The following is a 22958-nucleotide window of genomic DNA, read 5'->3' as shown; positions in this document are numbered from 1 at the left end:
AAAGAGTATAGAAACAGAAGGGGATAAACAGGCTGTCGGGCAACTGACTGACCTTCAACGATAGCCACAGATGCCCGCACAGGTCAGGCGACCAGCCCTGCAAGCATGGGGGTATTCAAACGATTCAGTGAATTCCGGAAGGCCTCCAGCTCATTATTCAGCCGATCAAGAATCACCTGGTCGATCTTTGCCTCTCTGTCGCGTTGAATAATCTGTGAGTCATCCGCAAACACACCGTGTAAAATATCACGCGCTTTCAGAGCACTCAGCACCGGTTTCAGTGCATAATCGATCGCCAGCAGATGGGCGTGACTGCCTGCAGTAGCAACCGGCAGCACCACTTTATTTTCCAGAGCGCGCTCAGGTAACAGGTCCAGAACCGTCTTTAATGCTCCGGAATAGGCTGCTTTGTAAACCGGTGTGGCAATAATCAGACCTTGTGCGCTGGAGAGATCCTCTTTAAACAGAGAGATCGCCGGTGCATCAAACCGCGCCTGAATCAGGTCGTCCGGGTCAAAATGCTGAATATTCCAGGGAAGCACTTCAATCCCCTGAGACTCAAGAATTTTCTGGCTGAGTGTCAGTAATGCCGTAGAGCGCGAAGGAAAGCGTGGACTTCCGGCTAAAGTCACTACCCGCATGACAGTCCCCTTATCAGTATGCTGTTTTCAGAAAAATATGGGGGAATGATGACAGAGCTATACGGACAGAAAAAATAACATATCCGGCAAAGCTATTGCCGGATACAGATATGAACCGTGCATAAGGGATAGTGCACAGCAATCAAAAGATGTCTTACATCTTATAGCCAGGCTTTTTGATCAACTCATCCATCTCAGGGGCTATCTGGGTATCCCATACACTGGCTTTCCACTCTGCCTGCGGGATATATTTGAGCGCAATACTGACAGCAGACTCTTTACTCTGCATATGCTGTTCAAAGACTTCGGTCAGCGCTCTGGACAGGGCTGTTTCTTGCTCATCAGTGAGTTCTCGCGGGAAAGCTTTAATTTCGATATGCGGCATTGCCGGCTCCTGTCTGAATTAATGAAAAATCACCTGGTTGCAGGCCGGTTCTGATAATGACACCAGAACATCCTGCCGGGAAGCCTGTCCCAACATGAAGGTGCTCCATCTCTGTGGGTGAGCCAGTAATTTAACATGTTGTAAAAAACAACTTTTTTCAAAACACCCCCACTTCACCGACGTTTTTTCCACTTTGCACAGGAAAAATATCCACGTCACAACCCCGCGTAACCCACGAAAAAGTTTTCCGCCGGATATGTGAGCAGCTATAGCAGAAGAAAAAAGTGGACGAACATTTCTGTTCCCCGGTGAATCATCGTGAGCAGATTGTCTGCATATTCCCGGGGGAAGGCTTTGTGCTGCCTCATTCTCCGGGATTACAGGCCAGGCCATCGGTAGTGTATATCCTGCTGGCCCCGGGCGGCATCCGCCGGAGGGAAGAGCGTGCCAGGGTGATTTTTTTACTGGCTATCAAAAAAGCTGAATACCATGAAACGATGGGGATACAGGAATTTTTGTGGCACTGATGCAGAGTAAATCTGCAATACAGCTGAAAAATTGCCCCACTTTCGCGGGATTTATCGGGACAGCACTGCAATTTCTGCGACAATCAGCCACCGGGAGTTAACCTTTAACAAAGATTAATATTCGTCTCCGCGTACCCGGTCGCGATAACTCTCCCAGTCAAAACGAACCCACATGCTGTTACCGAGCCGCATCCGGTCCATTACTCGTTCGCCCAGTAAAGCATTCATCCCGTCATGATTCAGATTCGACAGCATACCTGTCGGGCGTTTCGATGAGGAACGACGATCGACTATCTGATTGATTATCACCTTCTCATAGCGTGACTCGGTTTGCATGCCAATCTCATCAATGACCAGCAGGTCAACACTACTCAAATCGTTAATCAGTCCCTCTTCAGTCAACTGACTGTCGCCACTAAAGGTCCCTTTCATATTCGACATCAGGTCAGCGACAGTGACAATGAGCACACTTTTGCCACGCAGAATTAAATCATTACCAATCGCCGCCGCCAGATGGTTTTTACCGGTGCCCGGTCGCCCGGAAAAGACAAAACTGGCAATACTATTGTCAAACTCTGCGGCATATTGTCTTGCCATAGTTAACGCTTTGCTTTGTGCTTCATTTTCAACCCGATAATTGTCAAATGAACAGTTAATGTGTAACTCGCGAATTCCGGATCGTCCCATGATACGCTGCATTTTCATGGCACGGTTTTCACGGACAATGGATTCTGAGCGCAACAATCCCTGCTGCTGGTTCCAGGCCAGTAACTCCTCACCATTAGTGAATTTAGGCCTGACCCCTGCGGGTATCAATCGTTGTAAACGGCTGAACAGATTTTCCGGTGTTTTCATTATTCACCCCTGAAACCATTAGGAATCTGACGGTCAGGTTCCGCCACCTGAGTATGATCGCGGCGTGTCTGAGGATATTTATTCACTCTGCCTGCCTGGAGGGAGCGGGCCAGTTTTTGCTGCCACTGAATATGGTGAAATGTCCGGCCTTCTGCCTGCCAGTAAGAGACAAAGGAAGCCAGCTCTTCATCACTCACAGATTCACCCAGTGCTATCCCCCATACTGCGGCCTGGCGCAAAAAGTCCGGGTCGGGTTGCCATCCGGCAAACATCGGAAATTTTCCGGCGGGTATTCGCAAAGAGACCGGTGACACTTCCTGCTGGTCAAAAAACTGATCATCAAGCGCCACATCCATTGACCGTTGCATCGCAGATTCAGCCGCCAACAACTCCGCCAACCGTTCCGCCGTCAACGCATACATCACCGGAGCATTCTTATCAAATACCGCAAGGGTCCCCTGCCCTGCACTTTCCAGTGCTGAGAGCGGATTCTGGCTGAATTCATCCAGCCCGATGACAGATGAAGCTAAAAGTTTAACCGGCATAACGAAACCTGACTGATTAAATATCCCGTTCCGCACAAACCCCGTATCGCGGAACCACTTCCCTATAGTGTATCAAGTTTGTCGGCATGGATCGCAAAAACATGTGGTGAATATTCCTGCCACTTTCGCTATGCCCGGCTAGAATAGGTGAACTTTGGCAACATTCCGGGAAACGATAATGACAACTCAGCGTTGTTTCTGGGTCAATGATGACCCGCTTTACATTGCCTACCATGACCATGAATGGGGCGTTCCACAGAAAGACCCACAAGTCTTGTTCGAAATGCTGTGTCTTGAAGGTCAGCAGGCGGGCTTATCATGGATAACAGTGTTAAGAAAACGGGAAGCTTATCGCCGGTTATTTCATCAGTTTTCTCCGGTACTCATCGCGAAAATGACCCTGCCAGACATCGAGCAACGGTTGCTGGACCCTTCAATTATCAGACATCGGGGTAAAATTAATGCGATAGTCAGTAATGCACAGGCACTACTGGCAATGGAATCTGCCGGAGAGCCATTCAGCGATTTCCTGTGGGGATTTGTGGAAAACCAGCCTGTCGTCAATCACTACGCCAGCGCACATGATGTTCCGGCAACCAGCCCTGTGGCGATAAAAATGTCCGCAGCACTTAAAAAGCGTGGATTCAAATTTATTGGACCCACCATCTGCTACGCTTTTATGCAGGCTACAGGGATGGTTAACGATCATCAGACCCACTGTTTTTGCCATCCGGACAATGCTTCTGACACACTATAAATCACATCAGATAAATACCACTTTTCACAGCAGGGTCGAATATCTGCTGACGGACAGGCATAATTACCTTGTAAGGCCTGCTTTTCTGCAGGTTAAACCGGAGAAGGAACGGAATGACAAGCAGGCCAGCAAGAGCCACTATCAGTGATGTCGCTAAAGCTGCAGGTACCGGAAAAACCAGCGTATCCCGTTATCTGAATGGCGAGTTACATGTGTTATCCCCTGCACTTAAAGAACGAATAGAGCAGGCTATCGCGACACTGAATTATCGCCCCAGCCAAATGGCTCGCAGTCTGAAAAGAGGTCGGACACGGCTCATCGGGCTGATAATTGCGGATATTACCAATGCTTATTCGGTAGAAATCATGTGTGGTATTGAAGCCGCATGTCGGGATTATGGTTTTACCCTGCTAATGTGTAATACCAATAATGAGGTATCACTGGAGCAATATTATATCCAGTTACTCAGCAGCTACCAGGTCGAAGGGATTATCGTTAATGCCGTTGGCATGCATGAAGAAGAGCTAAGCCGTCTTCAACAATCCCAGCTGCCAATGACGCTGATAGACCGAAAAATTGAAGATTTTGACTGCGATGTCATTGGTCTTGATAACCATGAAGCCTCCGAAAAAGTCACGCGCCATCTGGCTGATAACGGTTATAACGCCCTGTTGTTTATCAGTGAGCCTGTTGGCAGCGTCAATACCCGCCGGGAACGACTTAAAACCTTTTGTCAGACCGTAGCGACTTATCCGGAAGTACAGGGTGAAAATACCGAAATTGCCTTACATCAGGAAGCTGAACTTAACCATTATCTGGATGACTTTTTAAGCAGAAACCGCCACCAGCGCTGCGCGATCATTACGGCTAATGGTTCTTTGACTTTACAGGTGGTTAAGCAGTTACAGACGAAGGGTATTGTCTGCGGTACTGATATCGGGCTGGTCGGTTTTGATGAGATGAACTGGTCATCACTGGTCGGTACTGGAATCACCACTCTCAGGCAACCTACTCATCAGATAGGTTATCGCTCACTGCAAAGCGTCATCAATCGTATCAAACAGGCAGAGTCAGAACGCACCGAACACTTCTTCAGCGGTGAGCTGGTGATCCGCGGATCGAGTCAGCCGCTACCTTCCATCCTGCCCGTTCGGTAACCCGCAGATGACTGTCATAAAATGTGACGATCCTTTAGTAAAGAGCAATACCTTGAAAGCGGAACAAAGGTTAAATTAACGTTCCGAGTGTTTTACCAACGGACAACACACTCCAGGTCTGCTGTGCGGCTATCGGTTTGCTTCCGTGGATAGTGGCTTATACTCTCGCCGGAAGCTGACTGCTGTTATAGCACACAGGATATCTGCTGCAGCCCATAATACGGGCTTTCATGAATCACACCCTGAAAAATCAGGAGAGGCAGAATGAAACCCCCGGTTATCGTATATAAACCTTTACCTGCTGAGCTACAAAGTCTTCTGTCGGAACATTGCCAGATAACCGAAGTCAGTGACCTGAGTGAGAATACCGTGGCACAACACGCGACCGCCTTTTCTCAGGCGGTCGGACTGTTGGGCTCCGGGGCTAAAGTGGACCAGACATTACTCGACAAAATGCCGGCGTTGCGTGTCTGCTCTACCCTGACGGCCGGGTACGACCTGTTCGATGTTGATGCCCTGAATGCACGGCAAATTGCCCTGATGCATACCACAATATTAAGTGAAACAGTTGCCGATACCATTTTCGCACTGATCCTTGCCAGTGCCCGACACATAACCTGGCTGGATAACTGGGTCAAAGCAGGTAAATGGCAAAAAAGTATCACCCCTGAGTTATTCAGTATCGATGTGCATCACAAAACGCTCGGTATTATTGGGATGGGACGAATTGGTATGGCGGTAGCGCAACGAGCGCATCTTGGTTTCAGTATGGATATTCTTTACAATGCGCGAACGAGTCACCCGGACGCAGAACAGCGCTTTTCGGCTCAGTATTGCGGTCTTGAAGAGTTACTGCAAAAAAGCGACTTCGTCTGCATTATTTTACCTCTCTCGGATGAAACACGGCAGTTGATAGGAGCGCAACAGCTGGCACTGATGAAACCCGGGGCGGTACTGGTGAATGCGGGTCGTGGCGCAGTCCTCGATCAACAGGCGCTGACTGATGCCCTGAAAAACAAGCAGATTTATGCCGCAGGCCTGGATGTTTTCGAACGCGAACCCATACCAGCCAACTCAGAACTGCTGACACTCCCCAACGTGGTCACTTTACCGCATGTCGGTTCAGCCACCCATCAGACACGATACGCAATGAAGCGTGAAGGTGTGGAGAATCTGATTGCCGCGCTGGCCGGAAAACTGGATAAGAATTGCGTCAACCCTCAGTCGGTAAAACAGCAATAATGCTTTAATTTTCATATTAAACATCATTATGATTGCGCCCGTCACAGACGGGCGCTATCGTGACTGCACCTGCGATTAACCAACTTTCTCCTGCTATGCATTTTTCTCAGTTCGGCAACAAATTTACCCGTCAGACCGGGATTTCCCGTTTAATGGAAGATATGGGGCGTGGTTTACGCACCCCTGGCACAGTCATGCTCGGCGGAGGTAATCCGGCGAAAATCCCTGAAATGGATGACTATTTTCAGCAATTACTGGCAGAAATGCAGCGAAGTGGTGCGTTAACAGAGGCACTCTGCAACTATGATGGTCCCCGCGGTAAAGATGTCTTGCTGGAGAGCCTTGCGATAACCCTAAAAGAAAGCCATGGCTGGAATATCTCGGCCAGGAATATCGCCCTGACCAACGGCAGTCAGAGCGCGTTTTTCTATCTGTTTAATCTGTTTGCCGGTAAACAAGCGGATGGATCCACACGCAAAGTTTTATTTCCGTTGACACCTGAATACCTCGGCTATGCCGATGCAGGCCTGGAAGAAGATCTGTTCGTTGCCGCCAGACCGACTATCAGTCGTCTGCCGGAAGGACAGTTCAAGTATCACGTGGATATGGAAAACCTTGTTGTCGGGGGTGATATTGGTCTGATGTGCGTTTCACGCCCGACTAACCCGACCGGAAACGTGATTACCGATGAGGAGTTGACCGGTCTGGATCATCTGGCCCGACAACATAATATTCCACTGCTGATCGATAATGCTTACGGGTTGCCGTTTCCCGGCATCATTTTTACCGAAGCCCGGGCACTGTGGAACCCAAATATCATTCTGTGCATGAGTCTTTCTAAACTGGGACTGCCCGGGGCACGCTGTGGAATTATCATAGCCAATGAAAAGACCATCCAGGCGCTCAGCAATATGAACGGTATCATTAGCCTGGCTCCGGGCAGTGTCGGTCCGGCCATTGCTCATGAAATGCTTTGCCGTAAAGATTTGTTGCGGCTATCAGAACAGGTTATCAGGCCCTATTACAAAAACAAAGTCTCTGAAACCATCGCCCTGATCCGTCGTTATATCCCTGAAGAGCGTTGTCTGATTCATAAGCCGGAAGGTGCGATTTTTCTCTGGCTGTGGTTCCATAATCTGCCGGTTTCTACAGAAGAGCTCTACCACCGACTAAAGGCCAGAGGAGTCTTGATGGTACCAGGGCATTTCTTCTTTCCGGGTCTGCCCGGGGAATGGCAGCATACCCGTCAGTGTATGCGAATGAATTATGTCCCTGATAATCAAGAGATAGAACGCGCGGTTGTTATCCTTGCAGAGGAACTGGACCGGGTTTTTTCTGCAGAAGATTAATATTAACCTTCACGGGCCACAGGCTTAATTATGCGATTTAAAGATGTGTTACTGGCATTATGTGTAGTGATTATCTGGGGAATAAATTTCGTCATTATCAAAGTTGGCCTGGAAGGTATCCCGCCTTTCTTACTTGCCACTCTGCGCTTTGCACTGGTCGCGTTTCCCGCCTGTCTGTTTATCCCCCGACCAGCAGTCCCGTTTAAATGGTTGCTGGCTTATGGGCTGACGATAAGCTTTGGGCAGTTTGCATTCCTGTTCCTGTCGATAAAACTCGGCATGCCTGCGGGCCTTGCATCACTGATTCTGCAGGCTCAGGTATTTTTCACCCTGTTGTTTGGCGCCGTTTTTCTTAAAGAGTCACTGCGCTGGTACAACGTTGCCGGCTTACTGATTTCGGTGCTGGGAATGATTTTTCTTGCCGAACACAGCCTTGCTGGAACCACAGGCCATGGAATGCCACTCATTGCTTTGCTGCTGACACTGGCCGCAGCGTTTTGCTGGGGTCTGGGTAATATCACGAATAAAGTAATTATGCGTCACCATCCGGTACCTGCCATGTCGCTGGTTGTCTGGAGCGCCCTTATCCCTGTATTACCTTTTATACTCTGCAGCTGGTTATTTGACGGGCCTGAAGCCATAAAAACCAGCCTGGTCAATTTCTCATCCACTGGAATATTTTCGGTTATCTATCTGTCATTTTTGTCGACAATTGTCGGCTACGGGCTGTGGGGAGGGTTACTGGGCCGTTATGATGCATCGCGGGTCGCCCCTATGGCTCTGCTGGTACCCGTGGCTGGTATACTCAGTGCATCCGTTTTATTGCATGAAACTATGAGTCCTGCCCAGACAACAGGTATTGTCGTGATTATTGCCGGTCTGCTGGTTAATACCTTCGCCGGAAAGGTCCGGCAGCGCAGAACCACCGCTGGCGGTCGATAAAAAAACGCCGCAATTTATGCGGCGTCAGTTATCTTTTAACCCGTTTTTAGCGGGCAGAATCACTGATTTCAATGCGGCGAGGTTTTACTTCTTCGGGAGTAATACGCTCAAGATCGATACTCAGTAATCCATTTTCCAGCCGCGCATCGCGGACTACAATATGGTCTGCTAACTGGAATTTACGTTCGAAATTACGTTCTGCAATACCCTGGTAGAGGTATTTTTTCTCTGGTTGTTCAACAGGATGTGAGCCTTTGACCACCAGCATATTATCGTGAAAGGTAATATCCAGTTCTTGTTGTGAAAAACCAGCCACCGCGATTGTGATCCGGTAGTGGGTGTCATCAACCAGTTCAACATTATACGGAGGATAGCCACCATTCGCCTGGTTAGGATTTGACTCCAGCAGGTTGAATAAACGGTCAAAACCGATGGCTGAACGGTATAGGGGTGACAAATCAAAGTTACGCATAATCAAACTCCTGGATTTCAGCAAGTATGTATAGCCTTCCCTAAGGGACAGGCAGAAAAGTGCAGATACCCCTGGCGGCGATATCCTACAGCGTTACTTATAAAAATGGGGTCGATCGCATTTTTTTCAAGCAAATCGAGTTTTTTTAGGGTAACTAATGAGAATTGTCTTACACTCAAAGAACTATCGCAGTCATTTGAGTTATATCAGCAACGAGTAAAGCTGCCTGAAATATCGGTTATTGAGGATAAAAGGGACGACTATGATTAAAGTAATCAACCGGATTCCGACAACAGGTATCATTTTCTGGTGTACGTTCTCTGTTACCGGCTGTTCCAGTGTGATGTCACATACCGGCCCGGAACAAGGGTACTATTCGGGTACGCGGGCGAATACTGAAATACTGGAAGACCATAATACACGTTGGCCGATTAAAACACTTGCCGTGGTGGATTATCCGTTTTCTGCAGTCATGGATACTCTGCTGGTCCCGTGGGATTACTTCCGTAAAGACAATAAATCAGGCGGGAGCTCGCTGCGTGCCAGAGTCGCTGAAAGCGAAACTCTGGCAAAGACAGATACCATGATGCCTGCCCCTCCGGCTACGGTTAAAAATCAGTCACCATAAACAATTGTCTCCAGCCACTGATATCCCTCATATAAGCGATCTTCAGTCCGTCCGGGGACCAGACTACGGCATCGCCGCAGGGTGCCTGTTCAGTGCGGGGAGTCAGTCTCCGGCAAAGCCCTGAACGAATATCACATGCCATAATGCTGTTATCACATACAAAAGCCACTGAATCATCTTGCGGATGCCAGTTCACCACCGAGGCAATACTTTCGGGCAGACGAGTAACCTGTACAGGTTCTCCCCCTTCAGGCGAGATACTCCACAGCTGGATAATCCCATACTCATCGGCCATCAGAAAAGTGATGAGACTTCCATCTGGTGATGTTCGTAACCAGTGACGGGGCTGTAACGCAATCCCATGAGTGTATGTCAGTCTTCTCTGAACCACGCCCTGTGGGGGAAAAGGTAAACGGTCAGTTAACCCCTGTAACGGAAAAACACCGTTAGTCGTAAATTCTTCAGGGTGTTCTGGCAAATCGACAATAAAGATTTCCGGAACCCTGGCCCCTTCGGCGGAAAGCGTGTCTCCAATAAACACCAGCGCCCTGCGCTGCCATTCACCGCTGGCTTTCCGGTAACCGGAGTTACCTACCCATCCTTCCTCATAGGCCCGGTTGATCTGATCACTTCCGGGTTGAGGATTCACCGTCGTCTGAGTGACCAGGACGCAAAAATGGCTGCCGTTATATTCCCGGGGATGCTGTCCGCTAACAATCACCGGGCGCAAGGGTACTGCTACCCCTACATTACGCATATCTTCTGCCAAAGATCGCTCATGCATCACATGATCATTATAGGTGAAACTGAGGAATTCACCTTCACTATCAAACATATGCACATGAGTCCCGCCGCGTAAAGCGCCCGGGGTATAAGGTGGGGTAATATCGCAGGCATCCAGAGTGATTGCGCGGCCATCCTCGATAATCACCCCACGACGGTGATGAAAATCATAATGCCATAATTTATCCGGATTCTCGGGGCCATGGATGCAGACATAACGTTCAGGGAGCCGGGGGCTGCAACTGATCACCCCGACACAGGCTCCCTGTGAAGCCTGGTACAGGATTTCATTCTGCCCGTTATTAACATTTACCCGCTCGACCGTCAGGCTGTTAAACGTCGCCTCTGGTGGGCGGGTATCAAAAACCAGCCATTGACTGTCCGGAGTCCAGACCTGCGAGTTTGTCAGCTGATGATGGCGAGGGTCAAAAGTTAATTGTTTTTCCTGCATTGCACGCGTCCATTACGGTTCCGGTGGTGAGGAATATGCAATATTCTGTAGCGTTCTGCCAGTGCCATATCCGCAATAAACAAGAAAAGCTACCCTGAGGCAGCTTTTCCGGCGACTTGCACACACTGTTTTATTATTTATTCAGCTCAGCAGACATATACACACGATTGTTATTAATCGCACTGGTAATAGTATATGAAGATGCACCTGCTGCTTTGGCTTTCGCGGCAATCTGAGCCTGAGCACCATCCAGGGTACTACTGGTCGCAGAGACAGACTCTGCGAAAGCACCGAAAGACAGGGCAGATAATGCAGCAGCAGCAATTAATGTAGTCATAGTTTTCATGGTCAAATTCCTTCTTTATGGTTTATTACGCAGGGCACACATTGTCCTGATTTCATACCAGTATTATTCATCACGGCAAATTAATTTTATTTTCTGAGAGTGTTTACCGATCAGAAAATAATATACTGGCGGTTTTATTATTTATTCAGCTCTGCAGACATATACACACGATTGTTATTAACCGCACTGGTAATAGTATATGAAGATGCTCCAGCTGCTTTAGCTTTCGCAGCAATCTTAGCCTGAGCACCATCCAGGGTACTACTGGTCGCAGAGACAGACTCAGCGAAAGCACCGAAAGACAGGGCAGATAATGCTGCCGCAGCAATTAAAGCAGTCATAGTTTTCATGGTCAAATTCCTTCTTTATGGTTTATTACGCAGGGCACACATTGTCCTGATTTAAATCATCTTCGTTATTTATTTCGTTTAATTTTTCTTATTCTGAAAGAGGCTCTCTGTCAGAAAATAATATTGCGGAACATAAACGTTTATTTATTCAGTTCAGCGGTCATATATACATGATTATTATCAGTAGCACTGGTAATAGTGTATGAAGATGCACCCGCAGCTTTAGCTTTCGCGGCAATCTGAGCCTGAGCGCCATCCAGGGTACTGCTGGTCGCAGAGACAGACTCAGCAAAAGCACCAAAAGACAGGGCAGATAATGCTGCCGCAGCGATTAAAGTAGTCATAGTTTTCATGGTCAAATTCCTTCTCTTTGGTTTGTTACGCAGGACATTAATCATCCTGATGCAACTAATAATAACCGTTGTTACTATTACTTTATTAACTAACTGTGCGATCTCTGTCACAAAAAACGGAGGCATCGACTCATAATCAGTGATTATTTATTCAGTTCTGCAGTCATATAAACACGGTTGTTATTAACAGCACTGGTAATGGTATATGAAGAAGCCCCGGCAGCTTTGGCTTTCGCAGCAATCTGTGCCTGAGCACCATCCAGAGTACTGCTGGTCGCAGAGACAGACTCAGCGAAGGCACCGAAAGACAATGCAGATAAGGCAGCGGCAGTGATTAGAGTCGTCATCGTTTTCATGGTTAACACCTCAATAAAGTTTAAAAAGTATCATTAGTTTTGATGAAATAATAATACCCACAGTTACTATTAGCGTGTTAACAGAAAATGCGATCTCAGTTACTATGAGTAACAACACTGGGTGAATATTAGCCATCTGTTGTTAACTAATTAATATTATTGTATTTAATGAGGACACACCGGATGGCTATTGTTACAACGAAGCAACACAATGCTGACCCGTAATGACACCGGAGTGAAAGCCCGTGTAAAAAATCAGTCAGAAAGGTGGAGGACTAACAACTGGGGTAGGACAGGCATCCGGCGATGCCTGTTTTCAGCTTCAGGCAGTGAGCGCCCATTTTTCGATAGCCCGGGCTACACCATCTTCTGCATTAGTCGTGGTTTGATAGCGGGCCTGCTGTTTTACTGAGTCAATAGCATTGCCCATCGCAACGCCACTGCCGGCATAGGCAATCATTGCCAGATCATTTTCATGATCACCAATCGCCATCACTTCATCCGCAGTGAAGCCAAGGAGTTCAGCCAGTTTTCTGACCCCCTCCCCTTTATTCACCTGATTATTCAGGATTTCCAGATAGTACGGCGCACTTTTCAGAATGGTATAATCCTGCATAATTTCCGGTGACAGACGGGCAATCGCGGCATCCAGTAATTCTGGCTCATCAATCATCATCAGCTTTGGAAAACGTAGCGTAGCATCCATCTCCTCAGGTGAACGATAACGCAAAGGAATACCGGTCAGAGAAACCTCATGCACCGTATACTTACTGATATCTTTATTGGGGGTGTAGAGGTGGGTTTTATCCAGTGCCTGAAAATGGACGCCATATTCAACGGACAGTTGCCAGAATTTCAGGTAATCTGCGTGACCCAGCGTGACCTCCGCTACACAGCTTCCATCATCAGCACGCTGGACTAATGCACCGTTATAACTGATGCAAAACTGACCCGGGGTATCCAGTCCAAGCTCGGTGATGTAACGCTTCATCCCAATATGGGGTCTTCCGGAGGCCAGAACCACAATAATCCCCTGTGCCTGAGCCCGGGCAATTGCTGATTTTACTGCCGGTGTAATTTTATGCTCCGGATCCAGTAACGTGCCATCCATATCAAGTGCTATCAGTTTAATTGCCATAACATCCTCATGATTTACCGAATATCATCCGATGCTATCCTGTTTACGTCGAATCTGACAGCGTTCCCCTGGCAACAATCCGTACAGATCACAGTATATGACTGATCAGACTGGATTATTGATTTCCTGCGAATATCATTCGCAGGCTTATTTATGCTGTACTGCAACATTAAAGGTGAACCACTGGTGGCTCAGCTTTGCAAAACTCCCGTCAGAATAGATATCTGTGATCGCCTGATTGACCTGCTGCTGAAGCTGAAGATCTTCGCCTTTCCGGAAACCTATCCCTGTCCCCTGACCGAATAATGCAGTATCTGTCACCTCCCTGTCCTTCAAAGCATAGCCGGCGCCCTGAGGTTTTTTCAGAAATGAGAAAGTGGCCGACACCGCATCATCCAGGCTGGCATCCAGTCTGCCCGCGGTCAGGTCTGTGTAAATCTGGTCAGGTGACTGATAGGTCACCACTTCCACACCCTGTGGCCGCCAGTACTTATCTGCATAGGTTTCAAAAACAGACCCCTGTTGTACCCCCACACGATGACCTTTAAGACTCGCTGCATCTGCCACCAGAGGACTGCTCTTAGCGGCTATCAGATACACGGGGGTGCTGAACAGTGGCAGGGAGAAATCGACAGACTTTTTGCGCTCATTATTTATCGACAGCGATGAAAGGATGATGTCAAACTTTCGGGCCTGCAACGCGGGAATGAGCGAATCAAACGGCAGTGATACAAACGTACAATGCCGGTGAATTCTTTGACAAATCTCCTCGCCCAGTTGCACATCGAAACCGGCCAGATGACCAGAATCATCCATATATTCAAATGGCGGAAAGGTAGGATCGATACCTACAGTGAGGGGAGGAAAAGTCTGTGCGGCATAACAACCGGACATTCCACCAGCGAGCAACAATACTATCCACTTTTTCATTAATCCCCCTCTGGCCTGAAGTTATTCCTGACTAAAACGTTCCGGGCGGAAATCAGCCAGCATCGGGTGCCGCTTACCGGTCACCATTTCTCCTGCCAGCAATTCACCAATAATCAGTGCCAGAGTGGCTCCTGAATGGGTGAATGCAATATAACAACCCGGAAAACCGGGTAACTCACCGAGCACCGGAAAACCATCGGCAGGAACAGGTTTACGGCCCACCTTATAGCTGGCGACTTTTAAAGGCGTTCCCAGGGAAAGTATCTGATCAGCTTCTTCCATCAGACGTGCGGGGATTTGTGGACTGACGGTAAAACTACCGTCGTCCAGCTGGCGGATATCTTCAACATACCAACTATGGTCAAGTGCCAGTGTATGACCGGGATTTGGCCGTAAAGCCACCCGCGGAGTATTGAACACCTTGTCAGGCAGAATATCGGCGGGTTCGCTGATGGCTAGCATTGATAATACTGATCCGTCCGGCAGCGAGTATCCCAGAGACCCAACCACCGCAGGAGTTTCAGCCCCACAAGCGACTAACACACGGTCAAAAGGCAACAACCCGTCTTCCGGGGTAACTACCCCGCAAATCCTCCCTTCCATATCGGCAGATGGCAGCACTTTTCCTGCATGTTGTACCGTTTTACCCCCCAGTGCTGTAAATTCTGCCAATAGAGTGTGAATAAGTTCCGGCAGACTTACCCAGCCTTCTCCCGGGTTGAATAGTGCCGCACCGTTAACCGCCTGTGGGTTCGCCAGCGCTTCAATTGTCGTCAGTTGTTGAGGATCATTTAATAGCTCAGACTGGTAACCATGATCAGTTTCCGCCTTGTGCCATTCAGCCACTTCTTCGGGGGAGGACCAGAACACTCCACCAGAAAATTTGAGCCAGTCGATTGGCGAAAGCCGGTGATACAGCGTCTGATAACGGGCAATCCCCGCCATACGTAACAGGTAATAACTTTCCGGCCAGCAGCCGGAGGCATTTAACCAGGAAAGGGAGCGACCGGAAGCTTGTGAGGCCCATATATCTTCAGTGAACAAAGTGACTTCAGCACCAGCTTTAACCAACTGGTGAGCACAGGAGGCCCCTATAACCCCACCACCAATAACTGCAACTTTCATCCATACCTCCATGGTTTAATGGAATGAGTATTGCCTCCGGTCAATGAGATATGAAATAGGATTTATTAATGGTTACTGGCGGAAAGGCACAAAATACGGGATTCGGAATAAAAAAACCCTCTTTGTCACCAAAGAGGGTCAGATGTTGCGGCAGTACTGATTAAATATCGATATTGGCTGCTTTCAGAGCATTCTCTTCGATAAAAGCTCTGCGTGGTTCAACCGCGTCGCCCATCAGGGTGGTGAACAGCTGATCGGCGGCAATCGCATCTTTAATGGTAACCCGCAGCATACGGCGGCTGTCCGGATCCATTGTGGTTTCCCACAACTGCTCAGGGTTCATCTCGCCTAATCCTTTGTAGCGCTGGACCGACAGGCCTCGACGGGATTCTTTCACCAGCCATTCCACCGCCTGTTCAAAACTGGCCACCGGCTGACGACGTTCACCGCGTTCAATAAACGCATCATCCTCGATCAGGTCACGTAATTTCTCACCCAATGCGTTGATTTTATGGTACTCAGGCCCCTCAATAAATTCATAATCGAGTGGGTAATCTGTATCCACTCCATGCGTTCTGACTCGTAAGACCGGCTCAAAACGCTGATGCTCACGATTTTCCCGCACGTAACCGGAATAGCTACTGCCATGCGCTTCGCGTTCGTTTAAATCACTCACCAGTCCATCCAGCCACTGCTGAACTGTAGCCTGGTCGGTGAGATCGCTCAGAGTCGGACGATACACCAGTCTTTTCAGCATCGTTGCAGGATAACGGCGGGTCATACGCTTGATCATCTTTTCGGTGTAATTAAACATCGATACCAGCTCTTCAAGCGAAGCACCGCTTAAGGCCGGTGCACTGGAATTGGTATGCAGGGTCGCACCATCCAGCGCAATCGCTATCTGGTATTGATCCATCGCGTCATCATCTTTGATGTACTGTTCCTGTTTGCCTTTTTTCACTTTGTACAATGGCGGCTGAGCAATAAACACATGACCACGCTCAATAATCTCCGGCATCTGACGGTAGAAGAAGGTCAACAACAGGGTACGGATGTGTGAACCATCGACGTCCGCATCCGTCATGATAATGATGCTGTGGTAACGCAATTTGTCCGGATTGTATTCATCGCGACCAATACCGCAACCCAGTGCGGTGATCAGTGTGGCGACTTCCTGAGAAGAGAGCATTTTGTCGAAACGCGCTTTTTCGACATTCAGAATTTTACCTTTTAACGGCAGAATCGCCTGGTTTTTACGGTTACGCCCCTGCTTGGCAGATCCGCCAGCAGAGTCCCCTTCCACCAGGTAAACTTCAGAAAATGCAGGATCACGCTCCTGGCAGTCCGCCAGTTTGCCCGGCAAACCAGCCAGGTCCAGGGCACCTTTACGGCGGGTCATTTCACGAGCGCGTCGGGCAGCTTCACGGGCACGGGCCGCATCGATAATTTTTCCGACCACAATTTTGGCATCAGACGGATTTTCCAGCAGGTATTCTGCCAGTAATTCATTCATCTGCGATTCAACCGCAGATTTCACTTCCGAAGAGACCAGTTTATCTTTGGTCTGGGAGGAGAATTTTGGATCCGGTACCTTCACCGACACGACGGCAATCAGTCCTTCACGGGCATCATCACCGGTCGCACTGACTTTAGCTTTTTTGCTGTAACCCTCTTTATCCATATAGGCATTCAGCGTACGGGTCATTGAAGCACGAAAACCGGCCAGGTGTGTTCCACCATCACGCTGAGGGATGTTGTTAGTAAAGCAGTAAATATTTTCCTGGAAGCCATCGTTCCATTGCAGAGCAACCTCCACACCAATACCGTCTTTTTCGGTACTGAAGTAGAACACATTCGGGTGAATTGGCGTTTTATTTTTGTTCAGATATTCTACGAACGCTTTAATTCCGCCCTCATAATGATAATGGTCGCTTTTATCGGAACGTTTGTCGATCAACCGGATAGAGACTCCGGAATTCAGGAACGACAGTTCGCGCAGCCGTTTCGCCAGGATGTCATATTCAAAATCAGTGACATTGGTAAACGTCTGATGACTGGCCCAGAAACGAACCGATGTTCCCGTGGAGTCAGTTTCGCCCACCACATTCAGTGGCGCACTTGGCACACCGTGCAGATAGGTTTGCTGATGGACTTTTCCATCACGACGAATCGTCAGTTCCAGTTTTTCGGATAAGGCATTTACCACCGAAACACCGACACCATGCAGGCCGCCTGACACTTTGTACGAGTTATCATCAAACTTACCGCCGGCATGCAGTACCGTCATGATAACTTCTGCCGCAGAAACACCTTCCTCAGGGTGAATACCGGTAGGAATGCCGCGGCCATCATCCTGAACAGACACGGAGTTATCTGCATGAATAGTAACAATAATTTCCTTGCAGTGGCCCGCAAGTGCTTCGTCGATGGCGTTATCCACAACCTCGAATACCATGTGATGCAACCCGGTGCCGTCATCCGTGTCACCGATGTACATACCGGGGCGTTTACGTACCGCATCAAGTCCTTTCAGAACTTTGATACTTGAGGAGTCATAAGAATTCGACATCAACGTTTCTCGCTCATTTTAATCTTCAGGTTGAACTGCTATTTTACCTTTTTCTACGCTGAACATCTTGCCCTTTTCATCATTCATGTCGATTACGTGATCAACACTTATGGCGCTGACAAAAACCTGTGCCCGGGTCGCTTTCAGACGGTTGGCCAGGATATGACGACGTTCGTCATCCAGCTCAGAGGCAAAATCATCGATCAGGTAAATACAACGTCGTCCGCTTTGACGTGTCAGGTACTCTCCCTGCGCCAGGCGCAGGGCACACATTAATAACTTAAGCTGCCCGCGGGACAGCAAATCTTCTACAGGGGTGCCGACAGCCCGTATACGAAAATCAGATTTATGAGGACCGCTGGCAGTATAGGTCAGCGCTCTGTCCCGCTCAAAATTACGCTCCAGTAACTCAGCATAATCGCTCTCTTTGTCCCAGCCCCTCAGAAAAGAGAAGCTCAGGTCATATTCCGGCAAAAATTGCTGGCAGGTCGCTTTAATTTCGCGGGTGATTTCATCACTGTAAGCCTGCCTCCACTCGCTGATTTGTTGCGCCAGTGGAGCCAGTTCCTGATCCCAGGGCCGCAATTGCCGATAGCTGCTGACCTGGCGCAAGGCCGCATTTCGCTGTTTCATCAGCCGGCGTAAATCACTCCAGGCACTGAAAAATCCGGGATAATTATGAAAGCAGCCCCAGTCGATGTAAGCGCGGCGAAATTTTGGCCCTCCGGTTAGCAACGTAAAACCTTCCGGGGTTATCAACTGCATAGGCAACAGCTGGGCCAGTTCAGCCACTTTATGACCGTCAGTACCATCGACACGGACTTTGCTGTCGCCGGCACGGTCCTTACTTAACCCAATACTGTGCTGCTGGTGAACATCTTCGATGCGACCATGTAACACAAATGATGACTGTTCGTGGCGGATCACGCGGCCAGTCTGAATACTGCGAAATGCCCGGCCATGCCCCAGCGTATACACTGCCTCCAGCACACTGGTTTTACCACTCCCGTTAGGTCCAATCAGAAAGTTCACGCCCTCTGAGAGGGCTAAATCAGCCTGAGCAATATTACGGAAATCTTTAATAATCAGGCGTGTCAGGGCCATAGTCAGTCCGGAGGAGAGGCAAACTCATTCAGGGGAGCAGTCTGCCTGCAGCTCATGCTGCTGCAGTCAGACTGAACATCAGAATTGCGGGCTACAGTCGCATTGGCATAACAACGTAAGCTGCATGCTGGCTGGCGACATCTTCAATTTGCACACTGGAAACCGAATCTGTCAGTAATAGTCTGACATTCTCACATTTCAGGGCGTTTAGTACGTCCAGCACATAGCTGACATTAAAACCAATTTCCAGATCACTCCCCTGGTAACTCACATCCAGAATCTCTTCAGCTTCTTCCTGTTCAGGGTTATTGGCGGTGATACGCAGCTGGTTTTCAGTAATAAATAGCCGGACGCCTCTGAATTTTTCGTTAGACAGAATAGCTGCCCGGGCAAATGCCTGGCGTAGCAGATCACAACCTGCTTCCAGAGTTTTATCCGGATTTTTAGGCAATACCCGGCGATAGTCCGGGAAGCGTCCATCCACCAGTTTAGAGGTGAAGATAAAATCGCCCACATGTGCCCGTATATTGCTGCTGCCGATCTGAACCTGTAACGGGTTATCACCACCATCCAACAGCCGGACCAGTTCCACCACACCTTTGCGAGGTACAATCACTGAATGGTCTGGCAATGACTGGCCTATTGGCATTGAACAGACGGCCAGCCGATGACCATCTGTAGAAACAGTACGCAACTCTTCACCTGCTGTTTCAAACAACATGCCATTAAGGTAATAACGGACGTCCTGATGGGCCATCGAAAACTGCGTTGCTTCAATCAGCCGCTTCAGGGTCGCCTGTGGCAGGGTAAATTCAACCTCACTCTGCCAGTCATCCAGATTTGGAAAATCACCTGCCGGTAACGTCGATAGCGAGAAACGGCTACGGCCAGAGCGTACCAACATTCTGTCATTTTCCAGAATGACATGAATTTCAGCACCCTCAGGAAGTCCCCGGCAGATATCCAGGAATTTACGCGCAGGTACGGTGGTCTCTCCAGCTTCATGTGGCTGGCTGAGAGTGACACGGGCAACCATTTCCATTTCAAGGTCGGTACCTGTCAAAGACAGGGCACCCTCGCTAACCTGCAACAGCAGGTTGCCAAGAATAGGTAATGTCGGACGTCCCCCCAGGGGGCCGCTCACTTGTTGTAATGGTTTGAGCAACTGCTCTCTTTCTACAATAAATTTCATAGCGTCAGGAAGATAATGTTCTGATTAAATTGGAGAAATCTTCTTTTATATCGTGACTTTCTTCACGCAACTGCTCAATCTTTCGGCAGGCATGTAACACCGTAGTGTGGTCACGCCCACCGAAAGCATCGCCTATCTCCGGCAAACTGTGGTTGGTCAACTCTTTGGCCATCGCCATAGCCATCTGCCTTGGTCGTGCAACCGAACGCGAACGGCGTTTTGACAGCAAATCGGCAACTTTAATTTTATAGTATTCTGCGACCGTTTTCTGAATATTATCGATGGTGACCAGCTTTTCCTGTAGAGCCAGCAAATCACGCAGGGCTTCACGCACAAAATCAATAGTGATAGCGCGCCCGGTAAAATTGGCATTAGCAATCACACGGTTAAGAGCCCCTTCCAGCTCGCGGACATTAGAGCGCAGACGTTTGGCAATAAAGAAAGCGACCTCACCTGGCAGACGGATTTTATTCTCATCCGCTTTTTTCATCAGAATGGCAACACGGGTTTCCAGTTCGGGAGGCTCGATAGCTACGGTCAGACCCCAGCCAAAACGCGATTTTAACCGATCTTCCACCCCGTTAATCTCTTTCGGGTAGCGATCAGATGTCAGAATGATTTGCTGATTACCTTCCAGCAAGGCATTAAAAGTATGAAAAAACTCTTCCTGAGACCGCTCTTTATTGGCAAAGAACTGGATATCATCAATCAACAAGGCATCGACTGAACGATAGTAACGTTTAAACTCTTCTATCGCATTGTTTTGCAATGCCTTTACCATATCCTGGACAAAACGTTCGGAGTGCATATAGACAATCCGTGCATTGGGTTTTCTGGCAATAATGCCATTACCGACCGCGTGTAACAGATGCGTTTTGCCTAACCCCGTTCCGCCATACAGAAATAACGGGTTATAGGCGCCGCCAGGATTATCGGCGACCTGACGGGCCGCGGCACGAGCCAGTTGATTCGACTTACCTTCGACAAAATTATCAAAATTATGTCGGCTGTTAACATTCGACCGGTAGGCCACATCAACCGGCGCAGGGGTGTTATCCCAGCTTGGGCGCACTTCGTTACTGCTGGTCGTCGGACGGGCCGGAGGAACAGGTTGTGAGATATGCGGCATGGTCACCGCACTAGCTACTGGTACCGTTGCCGGGGCCGCCGCCGCCGCAGGTCGCGCGCCAACTTCAAACCTAAGTTGCGGGATATCTACACCGCAAAATTCATTCAGCAGACCATTGATACTATTGATGTATTTATCGCGCACCCAGTCGAGTACAAAGCGATTTGGTGCGTACAGAGCCAGGGTGTTGTCGTTTAATTCAGCCTGTAACGGGCGGATCCACATACTGAATTCAGTGGCAGGCAATTGATCCTGCAAACGGGTAAGGCACTGTTGCCAAAGCGTTAGTGACACGGCGGACTCCACTGGTACAAAAAGTAAGACAAGAAACGGTGCTAATCTTTTGAAAACACTAATTATTGATACAGACGTAGAAATCGCCTGCTGCAACGATCTGTAAATCATCACCGCTGGTTAACCTGGAAGGATCATCAGCGGAACGACGGATCATAGCGCAAAGCGGGAAAGAGATCCTCCTTTTCTACACGGATTTTACCCATTTTATCCACAGGATTTTATAATGACAGCGGCGAGGTCACGCTCTGTAATCTTCGGCCAGAAAATCTTTATGTTGATCTCACCGGATTGGTCATTCGCCCCCTGCCATGAAGTTTTTTAGCCGCGATCGCCAGATGATCCTTAACGATCCTTGCTCTTTATAAGGAAGGCCGTATAATTCTCACGCTGTTTGCCGGCCAGATTTCCGGAATCCGGTGGTCATGGCCGAAGTAAACAGCCTTAATCAGGCATAAAGGTGTCATTATTAGCCAAAGTAAATTGACTCAGGACTGTACAGTTATTACAATCCCGCCTCTTTAAATAAAATACACTGAGGCGTCGGTCGGTTTACTGACTCAGCTACGCGTCACCAAGTGAACATTCTCAAGTTTAGGTAGAAATCGCCATGAAACGCACTTTTCAACCGTCTGTACTGAAGCGCAACCGTTCTCACGGCTTCCGTGCTCGTATGGCTACTAAAAATGGTCGTCAGGTTCTGGCACGTCGTCGTGCTAAAGGCCGTGCTCGTCTGACCGTTTCTAAGTAATAAAGCGAACCCTGGTGGGTAAGCTCGCATTTCCCAGGGAGTTACGTTTGTTAACTCCCAATCATTTCACTTTCGTTTTCCAGCAGCCACAACGAGCTGGCACGCCGCAATTAACTATTCTCGGCCGCCAGAATTCGCTGGGGCATCCCCGCATCGGTCTTACCGTCGCTAAGAAACACGTCAAACGCGCTCATGAACGTAACCGGATCAAACGTCTGACCCGGGAAAGTTTTCGACTGCGCCAGCACGAGCTTCCGGCGATGGATTTTGTCATCGTTGCTAAAAAAGGGATTGCGGAACTGGATAACCCTGCATTGACGGAAGTGTTGGAGAAATTATGGCGTCGTCATTGTCGCCTGGCGCGCGGCTCCTGATAGTACTGATTCGTGTTTATCAACGGGCAATAAGTCCTCTGCTGGGGCCTCATTGCCGATTCAATCCAACCTGTTCCCAGTATGGGATCGAAGCCTTACGTCGTTTCGGGGTGATAAAAGGGTGTTGGTTGACGGTGAAACGCGTATTAAAATGCCACCCGTTAAATGCGGGCGGTGACGATCCGGTGCCGCCAAAAAAACACTGATAGCAGA

Annotated in this window: 27 protein-coding genes; 10 read left to right on the top strand and 17 right to left on the bottom strand. The window is 48.8% G+C overall.

The window, feature by feature from the left end:
* Window positions 1–83: 83 nt before the first annotated feature.
* Together ssuE and pptA are read right to left on the bottom strand one after the other, a co-directional pair.
* A complete protein-coding gene (gene ssuE / locus B3Z23_RS11490; RefSeq protein WP_294910129.1) occupies window positions 84–641 on the bottom strand; it encodes an NADPH-dependent FMN reductase in 558 nt (185 codons plus the stop codon).
* Between the two features lie 154 nt (window positions 642–795).
* Window positions 796–1026 (bottom strand): tautomerase PptA, encoded by a 231-nt coding sequence (gene pptA / locus B3Z23_RS11485; RefSeq protein WP_294910127.1) that lies wholly within the window; start codon window positions 1024–1026, stop codon window positions 796–798.
* A 284-nt stretch (window positions 1027–1310) separates the two neighbouring features.
* On the opposite strand from pptA, the gene B3Z23_RS11480 reads away from it, so the two are divergent.
* Window positions 1311–1553: a hypothetical protein gene (locus B3Z23_RS11480; RefSeq protein ID WP_294910125.1), complete on the top strand. Its 243-nt coding sequence runs from the start codon at window positions 1311–1313 to the stop codon at window positions 1551–1553.
* 114 nt (window positions 1554–1667) lie between these two features.
* Here B3Z23_RS11480 and dnaC read toward each other — a convergent pair whose 3' ends face one another.
* Both dnaC and dnaT read right to left on the bottom strand, forming a co-directional pair.
* Window positions 1668–2408: a DNA replication protein DnaC gene (dnaC, locus tag B3Z23_RS11475; RefSeq protein ID WP_294910123.1), complete on the bottom strand. Its 741-nt coding sequence runs from the start codon at window positions 2406–2408 to the stop codon at window positions 1668–1670.
* Window positions 2408–2953: a primosomal protein DnaT gene (gene dnaT / locus B3Z23_RS11470; RefSeq protein ID WP_294910121.1), complete on the bottom strand. Its 546-nt coding sequence runs from the start codon at window positions 2951–2953 to the stop codon at window positions 2408–2410. Before dnaT ends, dnaC begins: the two co-directional genes overlap by 1 nt.
* 178 nt (window positions 2954–3131) lie before the next feature.
* On the opposite strand from dnaT, the gene B3Z23_RS11465 reads away from it, so the two are divergent.
* The 5 genes from B3Z23_RS11465 to B3Z23_RS11445 all read left to right on the top strand — a co-directional run bounded on the left by B3Z23_RS11465 (window position 3132) and on the right by B3Z23_RS11445 (window position 8400).
* Window positions 3132–3710 (top strand): DNA-3-methyladenine glycosylase I, encoded by a 579-nt coding sequence (locus B3Z23_RS11465; protein WP_294910119.1) that lies wholly within the window; start codon window positions 3132–3134, stop codon window positions 3708–3710.
* 113 nt (window positions 3711–3823) lie between these two features.
* Window positions 3824–4867 carry a LacI family DNA-binding transcriptional regulator gene (locus B3Z23_RS11460; RefSeq protein WP_294910118.1) on the top strand — a complete coding sequence of 348 codons (1044 nt, stop codon included), beginning with the start codon at window positions 3824–3826 and terminating at the stop codon, window positions 4865–4867.
* 264 nt (window positions 4868–5131) lie between these two features.
* Entirely contained in the window at window positions 5132–6109 is a 978-nt protein-coding gene (gene ghrB / locus B3Z23_RS11455; RefSeq protein ID WP_294910117.1) for a glyoxylate/hydroxypyruvate reductase GhrB, read from the top strand.
* 95 nt (window positions 6110–6204) lie between these two features.
* The gene (locus B3Z23_RS11450) at window positions 6205–7458 is read left to right on the top strand and encodes a valine--pyruvate transaminase (protein ID WP_294910246.1); all 1254 of its coding nucleotides are present in this window, start codon (window positions 6205–6207) and stop codon (window positions 7456–7458) included.
* Window positions 7459–7488: 30 nt separating this feature from the next.
* Window positions 7489–8400, top strand: coding sequence for an EamA family transporter (locus B3Z23_RS11445; protein ID WP_294910116.1), 912 nt, complete (start codon window positions 7489–7491; stop codon window positions 8398–8400).
* A 46-nt stretch (window positions 8401–8446) separates the two neighbouring features.
* Here the strand turns inward: B3Z23_RS11445 and ibpA are convergent, their stop codons facing one another.
* Entirely contained in the window at window positions 8447–8872 is a 426-nt protein-coding gene (gene ibpA / locus B3Z23_RS11440) for a small heat shock chaperone IbpA (protein ID WP_038016416.1), read from the bottom strand.
* 262 nt (window positions 8873–9134) lie between these two features.
* Between ibpA and B3Z23_RS11435 the strand changes: the two genes are divergently transcribed.
* The gene (locus B3Z23_RS11435) at window positions 9135–9500 is read left to right on the top strand and encodes a YceK/YidQ family lipoprotein (protein ID WP_294910115.1); all 366 of its coding nucleotides are present in this window, start codon (window positions 9135–9137) and stop codon (window positions 9498–9500) included.
* Here B3Z23_RS11435 and B3Z23_RS11430 read toward each other — a convergent pair.
* The 12 genes from B3Z23_RS11430 to dnaA all read right to left on the bottom strand — a co-directional run bounded on the left by B3Z23_RS11430 (window position 9481) and on the right by dnaA (window position 21620).
* Window positions 9481–10734 carry a DUF3748 domain-containing protein gene (locus B3Z23_RS11430; protein WP_294910113.1) on the bottom strand — a complete coding sequence of 418 codons (1254 nt, stop codon included), beginning with the start codon at window positions 10732–10734 and terminating at the stop codon, window positions 9481–9483. The two genes, B3Z23_RS11435 and B3Z23_RS11430, sit on opposite strands and share 20 nt — an antisense overlap.
* Before the next feature lie 133 nt (window positions 10735–10867).
* Entirely contained in the window at window positions 10868–11080 is a 213-nt protein-coding gene (locus B3Z23_RS11425) for a YdgH/BhsA/McbA-like domain containing protein (RefSeq protein WP_038016414.1), read from the bottom strand.
* A gap of 137 nt (window positions 11081–11217) precedes the next feature.
* Window positions 11218–11430, bottom strand: a complete 213-nt coding sequence (locus B3Z23_RS11420; protein ID WP_294910111.1) for a YdgH/BhsA/McbA-like domain containing protein — start codon at window positions 11428–11430, stop codon at window positions 11218–11220.
* 140 nt (window positions 11431–11570) lie between these two features.
* Window positions 11571–11783: a YdgH/BhsA/McbA-like domain containing protein gene (locus B3Z23_RS11415; protein WP_294910109.1), complete on the bottom strand. Its 213-nt coding sequence runs from the start codon at window positions 11781–11783 to the stop codon at window positions 11571–11573.
* Between the two features lie 143 nt (window positions 11784–11926).
* Window positions 11927–12139 carry a YdgH/BhsA/McbA-like domain containing protein gene (locus B3Z23_RS11410; RefSeq protein ID WP_038016409.1) on the bottom strand — a complete coding sequence of 71 codons (213 nt, stop codon included), beginning with the start codon at window positions 12137–12139 and terminating at the stop codon, window positions 11927–11929.
* 322 nt (window positions 12140–12461) lie between these two features.
* Complete coding sequence (yidA, locus tag B3Z23_RS11405; protein WP_294910107.1) at window positions 12462–13277, bottom strand: sugar-phosphatase; 816 nt, start codon at window positions 13275–13277, stop codon at window positions 12462–12464.
* Between the two features lie 147 nt (window positions 13278–13424).
* Window positions 13425–14207 (bottom strand): transporter substrate-binding domain-containing protein, encoded by a 783-nt coding sequence (locus tag B3Z23_RS11400; protein WP_294910105.1) that lies wholly within the window; start codon window positions 14205–14207, stop codon window positions 13425–13427.
* A 21-nt stretch (window positions 14208–14228) separates the two neighbouring features.
* Entirely contained in the window at window positions 14229–15332 is a 1104-nt protein-coding gene (locus B3Z23_RS11395) for an NAD(P)/FAD-dependent oxidoreductase (protein ID WP_294910103.1), read from the bottom strand.
* Window positions 15333–15492: 160 nt separating this feature from the next.
* Complete coding sequence (gene gyrB, locus B3Z23_RS11390) at window positions 15493–17901, bottom strand: DNA topoisomerase (ATP-hydrolyzing) subunit B (protein ID WP_294910101.1); 2409 nt, start codon at window positions 17899–17901, stop codon at window positions 15493–15495.
* Window positions 17902–17919: 18 nt separating this feature from the next.
* Window positions 17920–19005 carry a DNA replication/repair protein RecF gene (gene recF / locus B3Z23_RS11385; RefSeq protein ID WP_294910099.1) on the bottom strand — a complete coding sequence of 362 codons (1086 nt, stop codon included), beginning with the start codon at window positions 19003–19005 and terminating at the stop codon, window positions 17920–17922.
* A gap of 91 nt (window positions 19006–19096) precedes the next feature.
* The gene (gene dnaN, locus B3Z23_RS11380) at window positions 19097–20197 is read right to left on the bottom strand and encodes a DNA polymerase III subunit beta (protein ID WP_294910098.1); all 1101 of its coding nucleotides are present in this window, start codon (window positions 20195–20197) and stop codon (window positions 19097–19099) included.
* 4 nt (window positions 20198–20201) lie between these two features.
* On the bottom strand, window positions 20202–21620 hold the full coding sequence (dnaA, locus tag B3Z23_RS11375) for a chromosomal replication initiator protein DnaA (protein ID WP_294910096.1): 1419 nt from the start codon (window positions 21618–21620) through the stop codon (window positions 20202–20204).
* Window positions 21621–22230: 610 nt separating this feature from the next.
* Between dnaA and rpmH the strand changes: the two genes are divergently transcribed.
* Genes rpmH through yidD form a run of 3 tightly spaced genes read left to right on the top strand, consistent with a single transcriptional unit; the run spans window position 22231 to window position 22951 of the window.
* Window positions 22231–22371 (top strand): 50S ribosomal protein L34, encoded by a 141-nt coding sequence (gene rpmH, locus B3Z23_RS11370; protein ID WP_000831330.1) that lies wholly within the window; start codon window positions 22231–22233, stop codon window positions 22369–22371.
* A gap of 14 nt (window positions 22372–22385) precedes the next feature.
* Entirely contained in the window at window positions 22386–22745 is a 360-nt protein-coding gene (gene rnpA, locus B3Z23_RS11365) for a ribonuclease P protein component (protein ID WP_038016392.1), read from the top strand.
* Window positions 22709–22951: a membrane protein insertion efficiency factor YidD gene (gene yidD / locus B3Z23_RS11360; protein WP_072055967.1), complete on the top strand. Its 243-nt coding sequence runs from the start codon at window positions 22709–22711 to the stop codon at window positions 22949–22951. The genes rnpA and yidD overlap by 37 nt, the downstream gene beginning before the upstream one ends.
* Window positions 22952–22958 lie beyond the last annotated feature (7 nt).

The organism is Tatumella sp. UBA2305, from assembly GCF_002345795.1.
Taxonomy (GTDB): domain Bacteria; phylum Pseudomonadota; class Gammaproteobacteria; order Enterobacterales; family Enterobacteriaceae; genus Tatumella; species Tatumella morbirosei.
Note: the sequence above shows the minus strand (reverse complement) of the source record. Positions and strands in the feature narration are given on the sequence as shown.

Coding starts and splice junctions, on each gene's coding strand:
- B3Z23_RS11460 (WP_294910118.1), top strand. CDS start 3,824: ATGACAAGCAGGCCAGCAAGAGCCACTATCAGTGATGTCGCTAAAGCT.
- ghrB (WP_294910117.1), top strand. CDS start 5,132: ATGAAACCCCCGGTTATCGTATATAAACCTTTACCTGCTGAGCTACAA.
- gyrB (WP_294910101.1), bottom strand. CDS start 17,901: ATGTCGAATTCTTATGACTCCTCAAGTATCAAAGTTCTGAAAGGACTT.
- B3Z23_RS11430 (WP_294910113.1), bottom strand. CDS start 10,734: ATGCAGGAAAAACAATTAACTTTTGACCCTCGCCATCATCAGCTGACA.
- B3Z23_RS11400 (WP_294910105.1), bottom strand. CDS start 14,207: ATGAAAAAGTGGATAGTATTGTTGCTCGCTGGTGGAATGTCCGGTTGT.
- B3Z23_RS11445 (WP_294910116.1), top strand. CDS start 7,489: ATGCGATTTAAAGATGTGTTACTGGCATTATGTGTAGTGATTATCTGG.
- dnaC (WP_294910123.1), bottom strand. CDS start 2,408: ATGAAAACACCGGAAAATCTGTTCAGCCGTTTACAACGATTGATACCC.
- B3Z23_RS11395 (WP_294910103.1), bottom strand. CDS start 15,332: ATGAAAGTTGCAGTTATTGGTGGTGGGGTTATAGGGGCCTCCTGTGCT.
- ssuE (WP_294910129.1), bottom strand. CDS start 641: ATGCGGGTAGTGACTTTAGCCGGAAGTCCACGCTTTCCTTCGCGCTCT.
- dnaN (WP_294910098.1), bottom strand. CDS start 20,197: ATGAAATTTATTGTAGAAAGAGAGCAGTTGCTCAAACCATTACAACAA.
- B3Z23_RS11410 (WP_038016409.1), bottom strand. CDS start 12,139: ATGAAAACGATGACGACTCTAATCACTGCCGCTGCCTTATCTGCATTG.
- rpmH (WP_000831330.1), top strand. CDS start 22,231: ATGAAACGCACTTTTCAACCGTCTGTACTGAAGCGCAACCGTTCTCAC.
- B3Z23_RS11420 (WP_294910111.1), bottom strand. CDS start 11,430: ATGAAAACTATGACTGCTTTAATTGCTGCGGCAGCATTATCTGCCCTG.
- B3Z23_RS11465 (WP_294910119.1), top strand. CDS start 3,132: ATGACAACTCAGCGTTGTTTCTGGGTCAATGATGACCCGCTTTACATT.
- B3Z23_RS11415 (WP_294910109.1), bottom strand. CDS start 11,783: ATGAAAACTATGACTACTTTAATCGCTGCGGCAGCATTATCTGCCCTG.
- B3Z23_RS11425 (WP_038016414.1), bottom strand. CDS start 11,080: ATGAAAACTATGACTACATTAATTGCTGCTGCTGCATTATCTGCCCTG.
- yidA (WP_294910107.1), bottom strand. CDS start 13,277: ATGGCAATTAAACTGATAGCACTTGATATGGATGGCACGTTACTGGAT.
- dnaT (WP_294910121.1), bottom strand. CDS start 2,953: ATGCCGGTTAAACTTTTAGCTTCATCTGTCATCGGGCTGGATGAATTC.
- pptA (WP_294910127.1), bottom strand. CDS start 1,026: ATGCCGCATATCGAAATTAAAGCTTTCCCGCGAGAACTCACTGATGAG.
- B3Z23_RS11450 (WP_294910246.1), top strand. CDS start 6,205: ATGCATTTTTCTCAGTTCGGCAACAAATTTACCCGTCAGACCGGGATT.
- ibpA (WP_038016416.1), bottom strand. CDS start 8,872: ATGCGTAACTTTGATTTGTCACCCCTATACCGTTCAGCCATCGGTTTT.
- recF (WP_294910099.1), bottom strand. CDS start 19,005: ATGGCCCTGACACGCCTGATTATTAAAGATTTCCGTAATATTGCTCAG.
- yidD (WP_072055967.1), top strand. CDS start 22,709: ATGGCGTCGTCATTGTCGCCTGGCGCGCGGCTCCTGATAGTACTGATT.
- B3Z23_RS11435 (WP_294910115.1), top strand. CDS start 9,135: ATGATTAAAGTAATCAACCGGATTCCGACAACAGGTATCATTTTCTGG.